The following is a 13,491-nucleotide window of genomic DNA, read 5'->3' on the forward strand; positions in this document are numbered from 1 at the left end:
TCCTGATAAATGAACGTCTTGCGACAGATGCAAAACCGGCCCCTCAGGGCCGGTGGAAACTCAGTTGTTGTACAGATCGATGATCGCGCTGACCGCCTGGGTCTTGGCCTTGGAGGCATCGTTGCGCGCCTGCTCGATCTTGTTCAGGTACGCCTCGTCGACGTCGCCGGTGACGTACTTGCCGTCGAACACCGCGCAGTCGAACTGTTCGATCTTGATCTTGCCGCCGCCGACGGCTTCGATCAAGTCAGGCAGATCCTGGTAGACCAGCCAGTCGGCGCCGATCAGGTCGGCCACGTCCTGGGTCGAACGGTTGTGGGCGATCAGCTCGTGGGCGCTCGGCATGTCGATGCCGTACACGTTCGGGAAGCGCACGGCCGGGGCCGCGGAGCAGAAGTAGACGTTCTTCGCGCCGGCTTCTCGGGCCATCTGGATGATCTGCTTGCAGGTGGTGCCGCGCACGATGGAGTCGTCCACCAGCATCACGTTCTTGCCGCGGAACTCCAGTTCGATGGCGTTGAGCTTCTGGCGCACCGATTTCTTGCGCGCGGCCTGGCCGGGCATGATGAAGGTACGGCCGATGTAGCGGTTCTTGACGAAGCCTTCGCGGAACTTCACGCCCAGGTGGTTGGCCAGCTCCAGGGCGGCGGTGCGGCTGGTGTCCGGGATCGGGATGACCACGTCGATGTCGTGGTCCGGACGCTCGCGCTGGATCTTCTCGGCCAGCTTCTCGCCCATGCGCAGACGGGCCTTGTACACCGACACGCCGTCGATGATCGAGTCCGGACGCGCCAGGTAGACGTGCTCGAAGATGCACGGGGTCAGGGACGGGTTGGTCGCGCACTGACGGGTGTGCAGCTTGCCGTCTTCGGTGATGTATACAGCCTCGCCCGGCGCCAGGTCGCGGATCAGGGTGAAACCGAGCACATCCAGGGAAACGCTTTCGGAGGCGATCATGTACTCGACGCCTTCGTCGGTGTGACGCTGGCCGAACACGATCGGGCGGATGCCGTGCGGATCGCGGAAACCGACGATGCCGTAGCCGGTGATCATCGCCACCACCGCATAACCGCCGACGCAACGGTTGTGCACGTCGGTCACGGCGGCGAACACGTCCTCTTCGGTCGGCTGCAGCTTGCCGCGCTGGGCCAGCTCGTGGGCGAACACGTTGAGCAGCACTTCCGAGTCGGAACTGGTGTTGACGTGGCGCAGGTCGGACTCGTAGATCTCCTTGGCCAACTGTTCGACGTTGGTCAGGTTGCCGTTGTGCGCCAGGGTGATGCCGTAAGGCGAGTTCACATAGAACGGTTGGGCTTCGGCCGAGGTCGAGCTGCCGGCGGTCGGGTAACGGACGTGGCCGATCCCCATGTGGCCCACCAGACGCTGCATGTGACGCTGCTGGAACACGTCACGCACCAGGCCATTGTCCTTGCGCAGGAACAACCGGCCGTCATGGCTGGTCACGATACCGGCAGCGTCCTGGCCGCGGTGCTGGAGCACGGTTAGCGCGTCATACAGCGCCTGATTGACGTTCGACTTACCGACGATACCGACGATGCCACACATGCGACGCAACCCCTACTTAATGGATCTGAACTGAACAACACTCACTGCGGCGTTTTGGCCGACGGCAAGAGCTGCTCCTTGAACGGTATTTCAGCGGGTACGCTGATACCGCTGGCAAGCCACTGACTGCTCCACCCGAGAATCAGGTTCTTGGACCAGTCGGCGACCAATAGAAACTTTGGCACGAGCTGTGATTCTTTCCACCACCCGTCCTGCTGCACCGGCCCCAGGCTCAAGAGCCCGACGGCCACGACCACCAGCAGCACGCCACGCGCCGCGCCGAAAGCCATGCCCAGGAACCGGTCGGTACCGGACAGTCCGGTGACGCGAACCAGTTCGCCGATGAGGTAATTGATCATTGCGCCCACGATCAGCGTGGCGACAAACATGATGGCACAGCCCGTGATCACACGGGCCGACGGAGTCTGGATGTATCCGGCGAGGTACTCGGACAGTGAGCCACCGAACATCCAGGCAACCGCTCCTGCGATGATCCAGGTCACCAGCGATAGCGCTTCCTTGACGAAGCCGCGGCTCAGACTGATCAAAGCGGAGATGGCGACGATTGCAACGATCGCCCAGTCAACCCAGGTAAATGGCACAGTGCAGCCTACAGACGGATAAGGCGGCGCATTTTAGCAGAGCCCAGGGCTGTCGGTAAGCTGCGATTGTCAGTGCATTTCAATCGGGACGATAGTTTTCAGCCGCGCTCAGGCTGGAAACGCACGACGAACCCCTTGAGGTTCTGCTGGCGGCTGAGCAGATCCCGCAGACGGTCGGCCTCGGCGCGCTCGATCAGCGGCCCCACGAACACCCGGTTCTTGCCGTCGGCGGAACGGATGTAGGCGTTGTAGCCCTGGCTGCGCAGGGTTTTCTGCAGGCTTTCGGCACTGGCGCGACTCGACAGGCTGGCCAGTTGCACCGACCAGCTCACCGACAGGCCGTTCGCATCGACGCGGCTTGCGCTGGTGTCCGGTTTGGCCGCTGCCGCGGCAATCGGCTGGGCCGGAGCGGGGGCCGGCTTCACCACCGGCGCCGGCGCAGGGGCCACCGGCTTCGCCGCCGCGACCGGCGCGGCCGGTGCAGGGGCTGGTGCAGGCGCGGCCGGCGCAATCGGCATCGCAGGCGCCGATTGCTCGGCGACGTCTTCATCGCTCGGCACCGGCTCTTGCGGCAAGGCTTGCGGCTCAGGCACCGCCACCGGCTCCATCTGCACTTGCGCCACGGCAGGCGCCTGCGGCGCGGACGGGGCATCGACGGTCACCTGACGCTGCTCGTCCTGACGGGAAAACAGCATCGGCAAAAAGATCACCGCCAGCGCCACCAGCACCAGGGCGCCGACCATGCGCTGTTTGTACGCCTTATCCAGCAATGCCATCTGCCGCTTCCTCCGTGGAGCGCCGGGCCAGCCATTCGAGGGCCTCGGCAACACAATAAAATGATCCGAACAACAGAATCTCGTCTTCGTCCGTGGCCACGGCGCACTGCCCTTCCAGGGCGGCCGCCACGCTGTCGTAGGACGTGACCGACGCACCGAGCCCCTGCAACGCCGCATGCAGTTCGGCGACCGGACGGGCCCGCGCCGAATCCAGCGGTGCCACGGCCCAGTGCTGGACACTAGCATTCAACGCGCCGACGACGCCATCCAGATCCTTGTCCGCCAGCAGGCCGAACACCGCCAGGCGCTTGCCGACCGGTGGCCGCGCCGCCAGGCGCTGGGCCAGGTACTCCGCCGCATGCGGGTTGTGGCCCACATCCAGCAACAGGTTCAGACGCTTGCCGTGCCAGTCGAACGAGCGCCGGTCGAGCCGGCCGACCACGCGGGTCGCCTGCAACGCACTGACGATCCGCTCAGAATCCCACGGCAGACCCGACACGAGATAGGCCTGCAGCGCCAGCGCGGCGTTTTCCATCGGCAGGTCGAGCAGCGGCAAGTCTCGCAATTCGACAGCCTGCCCCTGGGCATCCGTACCGCGCCATTGCCAGTTCCGCTCGGTCACGCCGAGATCGAAATCGCGCCCGCGCAGGAAAAACGGGCACGCCAGCTCACGGGCCTTGTCGAGCAACGGCTGCGGAGGATTCAGGTCGCCGCACAGCGCCGGCTTGCCTGGGCGGAAGATGCCGGCCTTTTCGAAGGCCACGGATTCGCGGGTATCGCCCAGATAATCGGCATGATCGACGCCGATGCTGGTGACCAGCGCGAGATCGGCGTCCACCACATTGACCGTATCCAGGCGCCCGCCCAGGCCGACTTCCAGCACCACCGCATCGAGCCCCGCGCGCTGGAACAGCCAGAACGCCGCCAGGGTGCCCATTTCGAAGTAAGTGAGGGAAGTGTCGCCGCGCCCTGCCTCGACCGCCGCAAAGGCTTCGCACAGCTGCGCGTCGGTGGCTTCGACGCCGTTGAGCTGCACCCGCTCGTTGTAGCGCAGCAGGTGCGGAGAATTGTAGACACCGACGCTCAGGCCCTGCGCCCGCAGCAGCGAGGCCACGAATGCGCAGGTCGAACCCTTGCCGTTGGTGCCGGTGACCGTGATCACCCGAGGCGCCGGCTGGCCCAGCCCCATGCGGGACGCTACCTGTTGCGAACGCTCAAGGCCCATGTCGATGGCCGAGGGATGCAACTGCTCAAGGTAGGCGAGCCACTCGCCAAGGGTGCGCTCGGTCATACGTTGGCAGGCACCGGCGGAACGACGATCGGCTCGACCGGAGCGGCGACGTAGGTCGGCGTCGGCTGGCCGGTCAGTTGCGCCAGCAGGTTGCCCAGGCGCGGACGCAGCTCGCGGCGGTCGACGATCATGTCGATGGCGCCGTGCTCCAGCAGGAACTCGCTGCGCTGGAAGCCTTCCGGCAGTTTTTCGCGCACGGTTTGTTCGATCACGCGCGGGCCTGCGAAGCCGATCAGGGCCTTCGGCTCGCCGACGATCACGTCGCCGAGCATCGCGAGGCTAGCGGAAACGCCGCCGTAGACAGGGTCGGTCAGTACGGAGATGAACGGAATGCCTTCTTCGCGCAGGCGCGCCAGCACCGCCGAGGTCTTGGCCATCTGCATCAGCGAGATCAGGGCTTCCTGCATGCGCGCGCCACCGGAGGCGGCGAAGCAGATCATCGGGCAACGGTTTTCCAGGGCGTAGTTGGCGGCGCGCACGAAGCGCTCACCGACGATGGCGCCCATGGAGCCACCCATGAAGTTGAATTCGAACGCCGACACCACCACCGGCATGCCCAGCAGGGTGCCGCTCATGGAGATCAGGGCGTCTTTTTCGCCGGTCTGCTTCTGCGCAGCGGTCAGGCGGTCCTTGTACTTCTTGCCGTCACGGAACTTCAGGCGGTCGACCGGTTCCAGGTCGGCGCCCAGTTCGCTGCGGCCTTCGGCATCCAGGAAGATGTCGATGCGCGCACGTGCGCCGATGCGCATGTGGTGGTTGCACTTGGGGCAAACGTCCAGGGTCTTTTCCAGCTCGGGACGGTACAGCACAGCCTCGCAGGACGGGCACTTGTGCCACAGGCCTTCAGGCACCGAGCTCTTCTTGACCTCCGAACGCATGATCGAAGGGATCAGTTTGTCTACCAACCAGTTGCTCATGCTTTCTTTCTCCAGTACCGGCGGCCCGAACGCTCTGGTTCGCGGCCCCGCGTATGCCCTTCAGCTAAATTCATTGTGTGCGGCGATGACCGGTGGACTGCCGGGTCGGCGTGAAGCGACCTTGCGCGCAATCCAAACATCCTCAGCCGCGCCTGCTTGTTGCAAGTGCAGTTATGGACGGCGGCAGTCTGCCAGCCGTCACATCGGTGCTGCGTTGCCGCGTGCGGCGTTGATGAACGCCCGGATCTTCGCGTGATCCTTGATGCCCTTGCTCGCTTCCACCCCGCCGCTGACGTCGACGGCGTACGGCCGCACCCGGGCGACGGCGTCGGCGACGTTGTCCGGCGTCAGGCCGCCGGCGAGGATCAGCGGCTTGCTCAAACCTTGCGGAATCAAAGACCAGTCGAACGCCTCGCCGGTTCCGCCCGGCACGCCTTCGACGTAGGTGTCGAGCAGCACGCCGCTGGCGCTCGGGTAGGCATTGCAGGCGGCGGCGATGTCGTCGCCGGCCTTGACCCGCAGGGCCTTGATGTACGGCCGGTGCCAGCCTTCGCATTCGGCGGCGGTCTCGTCGCCATGGAACTGCAGCAGATCCAGCGGCACGGCGTCGAGGATCTCCCCCAGCTCGCAACGGCTGGGGTTGACGAACAGACCCACCGTGGTCACGAACGGCGGCAACGCCCGGATGATCCCCCGCGCCTGCTGCACGGTCACCGCCCGCGGGCTCTTGGCGTAGAACACGAAACCGATGGCGTCGGCCCCGGCCTCGACGGCCGCCAGCGCATCCTCTAAGCGGGTAATCCCGCAAATCTTGCTGCGAACGGCTGACATGTCGATAGAACCCCAAGGCAAATCCGAGAAAGTCCCGGATGGTAGCAAATGCATTCGAGGGCGTCAGCCGTCCAGTTCAGCGAAACCGGTCAGGAAATGCGGCCCGATGAAACGCTCCGGCAGCGGGAACTCGTCGTGGTACTCGACCTGTACCAGATACAGCCCGAACGGGTGCGCCGTCACCCCTCCGGAGCGCCGTTCACGGCTCTCCAGCACCTCTTTCATCCACCCCACAGGGCGCTCGCCGGCGCCAATGGTCATCAGCACCCCGGCGATGTTGCGCACCATGTGATGCAGGAACGCGCTGGCGCGGATGTCGATCACGATCATCTTGCCGTGACGGGTCACGCGCAGGTGGTGGAGCTTCTTGACCGGCGACTTGGCCTGGCACTGGCCGGCGCGGAACGCGCTGAAATCGTGGGTGCCCACCAGGTACTGCGCCGCCTGCGCCATGCGCTCGACGTCCAGCGGACGGTGGTTCCAGGTGATTTCCTCATTGAGATGCGCCGGACGGATCTGATCGTTGTAGATCACGTACCGGTAACGTCGGGCGATAGCCTTGAAGCGCGCATGGAAGTGGGCCGGCATCACCTGAGCCCAACTGACGCTGATGTCGTGGGGCAGATTGATGTTGGCGCCCATGACCCAGGCCTTCAGCGACCGCACAGCCTGCGTGTCGAAGTGCACCACCTGCCCGCAGGCGTGCACCCCGGCGTCGGTGCGGCCGGCGCACTGGATCGCCACCGGCGAATCGGCGACCTTCGACAGGGCCTTCTCCAGCTCTTCCTGCACGGACGGCACACCCGAGGCCTGGCGTTGCCAGCCACGGTAGCGCGAACCTTTGTACTCAACGCCCAGGGCGATGCGGAAAAAGCCTTCGGGGGCCATTTCGGCGGCCGGGTTATCTATGTTTGCCAAAGCGGGACAGCCTGCAGATGCACAAAGGCGGGCATTATAAGGCCATGGATGGGGGATGCCAGAAAGTTCTCCAGCGACCGCCGCCGGCCCACAGCCTCACCTGCAGCACCGATTACCTGTGGGAGCCAGCCTGCTGGCGATGGCGGCCTGCCTGGCATATCGATGCCGGATGTGCCGCCGTCATCGCCAGCAGGCTGGCTCCCACAGTTTTATCTGCACGCTCCCCTTCAAGCCTGAGCACAGAAGAGGGCTTACCGATCTAAAGCGAAAAAAAAAAAACGGCAGCCCCAATGGGCTGCCGTTCTCATTACCGCCGAACGCCGGATCAGGCCAGGTGCGAAAGCATCTCCCGGGCCTCGTTCTTCTGCTTGTCGTCACCCTCGCTGAGCACTTCGTTGAGGATGTCGCGCGCGCCGTCGTTGTCGCCCATGTCGATGTAGGCCTGGGCCAGGTCAAGTTTGGTGGCGGCCTCATCGGTGCCGGAGAGGAAGTCGAAGTCATCCTCGCCCAGTTCACCGAGATCACCGCCCATGGCCGCGTCAGCTTCGCTGAAGCTCGGCTCGCCGAGGCTCTGGGACAGGCGGTCCAGCTCTGCGTTGACGTCGTCCAGCTCGGCGGAAAACGCATCCGGCTCAGCCGGGGCCGCGTCCATTTCGTCCGCCAGGGACAGGTCGAAATCGGCCGGCAGATCCAGCTCGTCGATCGGCGCCTGGGCCACGACCGGCGCTTCGACCGGCGGCAGATCCTTCATGCCGTCATCCAGATCCAGCAGGAAATCGTCTTCGGCCAGCGTGGCCGGCGACGCTTCGGCGCCCAGGTCCAGATCCAGGTCGAACTCCGGCAGGTCGTCGAGGTTCTCCTTGATTTCGGTCTGCTGCTGCAGCACGGACTCGAAACTCAGGTCGTCATCGGCCGGAAACTCGTCCAGCTCGACCGGTGCTTCCGGCTCGATGGCCGCAGCAGGTGCAGGCTCAGCCACCGCTGGCTCCACCGGCTTGATGTTGTCCAGATCGTCGAGGCTCAGGTCGAACGCGCTGTCCAGCTCGTTGTCGGTTTCGGCCGGGGCCTGCGGCTCGTCGAGCAGCAGTTCCTTGACGTATTCGGCATCCAGCTCGGCGGCCATGGCCGCAGCGGCCAGCCCGGTGGCGGCAACGACCGCCATGGCCGGGAAGCGCTTCTTGAGCTCTTCGACCTTGGCGAAGTTCTCGCCGTTGGCGACCAATTGACGTTCCTGGCCGACAAACATGTCGCGGTCGCCTTGGCGGCCGTAGACTTCCATCAGTTTCAGGCGCAGGTCGCTGCGCTGCGGCTCCAGGCTCACGCCCTCCTCCAGCAGCGCGGCGGCCTGGTTCAGGCGACCGCCGTCGATGTGCGACTGGGCCTTGGCCAGTACGTCATCGGTGCGTTCGGCCGCCGGCGCGACCAGCGGCGCAGCGATCGGCTGCGCCACGACGACAGGCTCGACGGCCGGCGCCGGGGCTGGAGCTGGCGCCGGAGCAGGTGCCGGGTTCAGCTTGACGCTCGCCGCCGGCGTTTCCAAGCCTTCGAAGCTGCTTTCCGGCAGATCGAGCTCAGGCTCGAAGGATTGCTCCTCCAGGGCCCGGGCCATGCGCAGGTGCTTCTCGGCTTCCTGCTGGGCCTTGCGCCGGCGGGCCAGCAGCAACAGCAGAAGCAGCAGGACGATGGCGCCGCCGCCGGCCAGACCCAGCAGGATCGGGTTGGTCAGCAGTTCGTTGAAGGCCTTGTCGTCATCGGCGGCCGGTTTCGGCTCGACCACAGGCTCGGCGGGCGCAGGCGCAGCTGCCTCGGGCGCAGGCGCAGCCGGAGCAGTTTGCACCGGAGCGACCGGCGGCGTGGTCGCCAGCTCGGCGGTAATGGCCGGCACCGGAGCCGGCGCAGGCGCAGCTTCCGGTGCGGCGGCCGGCGCAGCCCCTTCGGCCTGCATCTTCGCCAGTTGATTGTTCTTCAGTTCGATCAGGCGTTGCAGCTTGTCCAGCTGGCTCTGCAGGTCAGCCATGCGGCTTTTCAGCTCGGCATTGTCGCGACGGGTCGTGTCGAGGCTTTCCTGGGTCACCGCCAGCTTGTTGCTCAGGGCCTTGGCGTCGCCCGCCGGGCCTTTGCCGCGGGCCTTGCCGCTTTCGGCGGAGACCAGGCTCAGGTTGTCCTTGGGGTTCGGCGCAGCGCCGGCATTGCCGCGGCCACGCTTGGTCGCGTCCAGTTGCTGCTGGCCGGTGCCCGGCTTGGCCACGTAACGGCGGCCCTGGCGCCAGGCGGTGTTCTGCGCCGCGACTTCGGCGATCGCCTTCGATTGCGGCAGCGCCGTGCTTTGCACCGAGTCCGGCAGGCGCAGCACCTGGCCGGTCTTCAGGCGGTTGATGTTGCCGTCGATGAACGCATCCGGGTTGAGGGCCTGAATCGCCAGCATGGTCTGCTGCACCGATCCGCCGTTGCGCGCCTTGGCCGCGATCTCCCACAGGGTGTCGCGCGGCGTCGTGGTGTACTGCGCCGGGTGAGTGGCGCCGGTGGTCGGTGCGGTGATGGTCTGCACCGGGGCCTGCTGGGCGGCGTCGGCGGTCTGCTGGGAGAACTTGGACGGATCCAGCAGCACGCTGTAGTCGCGCAGCAGGCGGCCGTTGGGCCACATCACCTGCACCAGGAACTTCACCATCGGCTCGGACAGCGGCTTGCTGGACGTCACGCGCAGCACACTTTTGCCGCTGGCGTTGAGCACCGGGGTGAAGGTCAGATCGTTGAGGAAGGTCTGGCGGTCGACGCCGGCCTTGGCGAAGTCTTCGGGCGAGGCCAGGCTCGGCACCACTTCGGCAGCGGTGAGGTCCTTGACGTCGAGCAGCTCGATCTCCGCCACCAGCGGCTGGTTCAGGGTCGACTTCAGGGTCAGCTCCCCGAGCCCGAGGGCATGCGCCATACCGGAGGACAGCGCCGAGGCGGCCGCTATTGCTAACACCAGTTTGCGAACTTGAACCATAGCCTCTTCCTTTGTCTGAACATTCCTCGGCCAGCGAGAAGTCTTGAATACCGCTGCCGCAAGGCATTGCGCGCGACGACGGGAACGGGCCGCGCGCGATCATTTCTTTGATGCCCCGGAAAGTCCCGGAGAGTGACTCGTTGCCAAGCGCTCCGGCCAAGCATAGCGCCCGGCTAGAATCAGTCGACAAATTGTTGCCAAGTATCTTTTACAGCAGGCCTTTTATCAACAATTCGGCGACCTGCACCGCGTTGAGGGCCGCGCCTTTGCGTACGTTATCTGACGTCAGCCACAGATTTAGTTCCGCCGGCTCATCGACACCGCCGCGCACCCGCCCGACATAGACCACGTCCTGCCCCACCGCGTCACCGACCGCCGTCGGATAATCGCCGGCTTCGACCAACTCAATACCCGGCGCGTCTTCGAGCGCGGCGTTGACCTTTTCCAGGTCGACCGCATCCGCTGACCGCAAGGTCACGCTAAAGCTATCGCCAAAAAACACCGGGGCTTGAATGCAAGTCGCGGAAATCTTCAAGGAAGGGTTGGCCAGCACCTGGCGCAGCTCACGCACCAGGCGTTTTTCCAGGGAGGTGTGGCCGTCGGCGTCCGGCGTGCCGACCTGGGCCAGCAGGTTGAAGGCGATCTGACGGTCGAAGAACGACGGCTCCAGAGGGCGCATGTTCAGAAGCTCGGCGGTCTGGCGCGCCAGCTCGGTGACGCCTTCGCGCCCCAGGGCGGACACCGCCAGGCTGGCGGTGACATGCACCGATTGCAGGTCGAGCAGACCGCGCAACGGCGCCAGCGCCACCGCCAGCGTCGTGGCCGACGGGCTCGGGCTGCCGACCTGGAACGGCGCCTTCAGGCCGTCCAGCACGCTGGCGTTGGCTTCCGGCACCACCTGCGGCGCCCGCTCGGCCGGCAAGGCGCCGGACAGGTCGATCAGCGAGCAGCCGGCGGCATGGGCGCGGTCGGCAAAGCTCAGGGTGACGGCGGGGCCGGCGGCGAAAAACGCCAGTCTGACCTTGCCGAAGTCGAACGCATCGACTTCCCGCACCCGCATGTTCTTGCCGCGAAAGGGCACCGAGCTGCCGGCGGATTCGCTGCTGGCCAGCAGGTGCAGGTTGCCGACCGGGAAGTCGCGCTCCTCAAGAATCTGCACAAGGGTTTCGCCGACGGTGCCGGTGGCGCCGATCACGGCAATATCGATGGGCTGGCTCATGGTGCGACCTCAGGCAGAACGGGGGGGAGCGGCACTTTACCGGGTGGCCGGCACACAGGCAATTTCTGCCGAAGCCCGGCCATGCCGGCGACCGCCCCGCCCTCCCCGGAGGCCACCCATCAAGGCATCAGGATGATCTTGTCCCCGCCGCCCTGATTCACCTCGGCATAACGGGCCAGCCCCTGCTCCAGCGGCGCCTCCACCAGCCCCTGCGGCAACGGCAGCAGGCCCTCGTCGAAGTAGCGGCCGAACTGCTCCAGCATTGCCGCACAGGCCTGCACGCCGTACAGCAGCGAGTTGATCCCGACCACCGACCCGCCCTTGCGGTACAGGGCCAGCGCCGGCAACTGCACATGCCCGTCCACCGGCGCGGCGATGATCGCGATCCGCCCGAACGTCGCCAGCGCCGCCACCGAAGCCGGCAGCCAGAAGCCCGTGGTGTCGAAAATCACATCGGCGCCGCCGCGGTACACCGCATTGACCTGGGCGCCCAGCGACTCCGGCGTGTCGAGCAGGATCGTCCGGTAGCCCTGGGCCTGCAAAGCCTCGACCTGCTCCGGCCGACGCGCCGCCGCCAGCACCTGGGCGCCGCGCACTTTGGCCAAGGCCAGCGCCGCCGTGGCCACCGCCCCGCCGCCGATCACCAGCAGCCGCGTTTCGGCGCTCACCAGGCTGCGTTCCAGCGCGTCCCACGCCGTGGTGTACGGCACGCCGAGGCTGGCGGCCTGGGTGAAGCTCAGGTGCGAAGGCTTATGCGCCACGCCGTTGGCCGGCAGTTTGACGAACTGCGCATGGGAACCGTCGGCGAAGAAACCCAGCTCACGGCCCGTGCCCCACACTTCCTGGCCGATCAGCGCCGACGGCCCTTCGACCACGACCCCGGCGAAATCCCGACCAGGGATGCGCGGCAGCGTGGTGTAGGGAAAACGCCCGAGCACGTTCTTCACGTCGCTGGGGTTCAGGCCCGCCGCCTTGATCTGCACCAGCACCTCATCGGCGCCCGGCACCGGGGTCGGCACCTCGACGAAGCGCAGGGAAGCCAAATCGCCCGTTTGATCGAATTGCAATGCTTTCATGGGTACATCCACCGAATGGAAAAGGAAGGGATTCAGGACAGCCAGCCGGCCACCAGTTGCCGGCCCATCGGCCACAGCTGCTCACCGGCCAGCATGCCCAGCAGGCCGACCAGCGCGATCGTCGGCGGCGCCGGGGAGCGGACATCCAGCGCGCCGTAGAGCAGGCCGACGCCCAGGCCGACCGCCAGGGAAATCAGGTAATTCATGGGACAGCTCCGCCTGAGAAAGGGAATGGGCAGAGTCTAGGGAAAGGCGTGCGGCGGCATCGGCCAAGGACTTCCGAATTTCGGCCAATCCTTCGGCGCCCTGAATGGCGCCATCGCCAGCCGCCTATTGGATTTCGGTCAAAGGTCCGGATCCCGCGCGACCGCTGTGGGAGCGAGCCTGTTCGCGATCGCGGCGGAACATCCGGCACCGGCTTCGACTGACAGACCGCCATCGCGAGCAGGCTCGCCCCCACAAGGGATCGCGATCAACCGGAGCCGGCGCCTGCGCCGTACTGTGAAGGCGCCACGCCGAGCTCACGGCGGAACATGTCGCTGAAGCTGCTCGGCGAATAGCCCAGCTCCCGGGCGATGGCGCTGACCGGCACGCCCTGGATCAGCTCCGCCGCCGCGGTCGCCAGTTGCACCTGCCGCCGCCATTCGGCGAAGCCCATGCCCAGGCCGTCCTTGAACAGCCGCGCCAGGGTGCGCACGCTGGCCCCGGCGTTCTCCGCGTGCCGCTCGAACGGAATGTCCAGCGAAGGCGCGGCCATGACCGCCTGGCACAGGTTCATCAGGCGCCGGTCGGAATCGTCCGGCAGCGGGATTTTCAGCTGCGAGCGCCGGGCGCGCTTGAGCTCCAGCAGGGCCAGGCCGACCAGCGCGTCGTAATAGGCCGGATCGCCGCTGTCGCCCTCCTCCACCAGCCCGACGATCAGCTCGCGCAGCAGGCCGCCGACCTCGATCACCTGCACCGTGGCGTCGAGCGTCGCCGCCAGCGCCGGGCGCAGGTAAATATTGCGCATCTGCAGGTCCGACACCACGCGGATCCCATGGGGCACGCCCGGCGGCAGCCACACCGCCCGTTGCGGCGGGACGACCAGCGCCTCGTGAGGCGTCTCGACCCACATCACCCCGCTCATCGCATACAGCAACTGGCCCCAGACATGCTCGTGGGGCTCGATGAACAGGCCGCGCGGGTAGGTGCGCGCCAGCGGCTGCACCGGCACGTCGGTATCGCTCAGGTCGGGAGGCGCGGCAAGGGCCATGGCAGGGGTTCATCGGTTTGAGGGAAGCGCCATGGTAACCAGTCGCCGATCCGCCCG

At 66.2% G+C, this 13,491-nt stretch carries 12 protein-coding genes; all 12 read right to left on the reverse strand.

What is annotated here, in order from left to right:
- Positions 1–60 precede the first annotated feature (60 nt).
- Positions 61–1,566 (reverse strand): amidophosphoribosyltransferase, encoded by a 1,506-nt coding sequence (gene purF / locus CAG31_RS00300; RefSeq protein WP_085577482.1) that lies wholly within the window; start codon positions 1,564–1,566, stop codon positions 61–63.
- A 41-nt stretch (positions 1,567–1,607) separates the two neighbouring features.
- On the reverse strand, positions 1,608–2,168 hold the full coding sequence (locus CAG31_RS00305) for a CvpA family protein (RefSeq protein ID WP_085577483.1): 561 nt from the start codon (positions 2,166–2,168) through the stop codon (positions 1,608–1,610).
- Positions 2,169–2,266: 98 nt separating this feature from the next.
- Positions 2,267–2,944, reverse strand: a complete 678-nt coding sequence (locus tag CAG31_RS00310) for an SPOR domain-containing protein (RefSeq protein WP_085577484.1) — start codon at positions 2,942–2,944, stop codon at positions 2,267–2,269.
- Entirely contained in the window at positions 2,928–4,235 is a 1,308-nt protein-coding gene (gene folC, locus CAG31_RS00315; RefSeq protein ID WP_085577485.1) for a bifunctional tetrahydrofolate synthase/dihydrofolate synthase, read from the reverse strand. The genes CAG31_RS00310 and folC overlap by 17 nt, the downstream gene beginning before the upstream one ends.
- Entirely contained in the window at positions 4,232–5,152 is a 921-nt protein-coding gene (gene accD / locus CAG31_RS00320) for an acetyl-CoA carboxylase, carboxyltransferase subunit beta (RefSeq protein WP_085577486.1), read from the reverse strand. The genes folC and accD overlap by 4 nt, the downstream gene beginning before the upstream one ends.
- A 198-nt stretch (positions 5,153–5,350) precedes the next feature.
- Entirely contained in the window at positions 5,351–5,983 is a 633-nt protein-coding gene (locus CAG31_RS00325) for a phosphoribosylanthranilate isomerase (protein WP_085577487.1), read from the reverse strand.
- A gap of 63 nt (positions 5,984–6,046) precedes the next feature.
- Positions 6,047–6,871, reverse strand: coding sequence for a tRNA pseudouridine(38-40) synthase TruA (gene truA / locus CAG31_RS00330; RefSeq protein ID WP_085577488.1), 825 nt, complete (start codon positions 6,869–6,871; stop codon positions 6,047–6,049).
- Positions 6,872–7,226: 355 nt separating this feature from the next.
- Positions 7,227–9,887 (reverse strand): FimV/HubP family polar landmark protein, encoded by a 2,661-nt coding sequence (locus CAG31_RS00335; protein ID WP_085577489.1) that lies wholly within the window; start codon positions 9,885–9,887, stop codon positions 7,227–7,229.
- 208 nt (positions 9,888–10,095) lie between these two features.
- Positions 10,096–11,106 (reverse strand): aspartate-semialdehyde dehydrogenase, encoded by a 1,011-nt coding sequence (locus CAG31_RS00340; protein WP_085577490.1) that lies wholly within the window; start codon positions 11,104–11,106, stop codon positions 10,096–10,098.
- 119 nt (positions 11,107–11,225) lie between these two features.
- Positions 11,226–12,182, reverse strand: a complete 957-nt coding sequence (locus tag CAG31_RS00345; RefSeq protein ID WP_085577491.1) for a zinc-binding alcohol dehydrogenase family protein — start codon at positions 12,180–12,182, stop codon at positions 11,226–11,228.
- Positions 12,183–12,214: 32 nt separating this feature from the next.
- The gene (locus tag CAG31_RS00350; RefSeq protein WP_085577492.1) at positions 12,215–12,388 is read right to left on the reverse strand and encodes a DUF1427 family protein; all 174 of its coding nucleotides are present in this window, start codon (positions 12,386–12,388) and stop codon (positions 12,215–12,217) included.
- A 266-nt stretch (positions 12,389–12,654) separates the two neighbouring features.
- Entirely contained in the window at positions 12,655–13,434 is a 780-nt protein-coding gene (locus CAG31_RS00355; RefSeq protein ID WP_085577493.1) for a helix-turn-helix domain-containing protein, read from the reverse strand.
- Positions 13,435–13,491: the final 57 nt, after the last annotated feature.

Origin of the sequence: Pseudomonas sp. R25(2017) (genome assembly GCF_002112565.1) — a bacterium.
Classification (GTDB): Bacteria; Pseudomonadota; Gammaproteobacteria; order Pseudomonadales; family Pseudomonadaceae; genus Aquipseudomonas; species Aquipseudomonas ekonensis.